The 467-nt window shown below is 66.0% G+C and carries 1 protein-coding gene; it reads right to left on the bottom strand.

Annotation, left to right across the window (positions count from 1 at the left end; translation table 11 throughout):
* Positions 1-467 (bottom strand): ferrochelatase (locus AACY49_RS30765; RefSeq protein ID WP_339528066.1); only part of this gene is annotated, 467 nt, incomplete at both ends.

Below are 467 nucleotides of genomic sequence, written 5' to 3'. Positions count from 1 at the left end.
AATGCCCTTGGCCGGCAGCGCATCGAGCGTCGCGTCGGTCGCCGGTTCGAGCCACTTGGCGCGCCCGAAGCGCGATTGGAAGGTGACCGTCATCGGCCGTCCCAGCCGCTCGCCCAGCAACCGCGCGGTCTTCTGGCAATGGCAGTGATAGGGATCGCCCAGTTCGAGCGTGCGCTGCGGCATGCCGTGGAAGCTGGCGACGATCGCCTGCGGCTCGAAATCGAGCGCGGCCAGCCCCGCCGTCAGCGATTGCGCCAGCGCCTCGATATAAGCGGGATCATCATAATAAGGCGGCAAGGTGCGCAAGGCCGGTTGCCAGCGCATCTTGGCCAAAGCGGCAAAGGCCGTGTCATTGGCGGTCGCGGTCGTCGCCCCGCAATATTGCGGATAGAGCGGCGCTACCAGGATCCGTTCGCAGCCAGCATCCTTCATCGCCTGCAGGCGAGCGGGGATGGACGGATTGCCAT

Origin of the sequence: Pseudomonas sp. EL_65y_Pfl2_R96 (assembly GCF_963970905.1) — a bacterium.
GTDB lineage: Bacteria > Pseudomonadota > Gammaproteobacteria > Pseudomonadales > Pseudomonadaceae > Aquipseudomonas.
The sequence above is the reverse complement of the archived record's forward strand: the minus strand, read 5'-3'. Positions and strand labels throughout refer to the sequence as shown.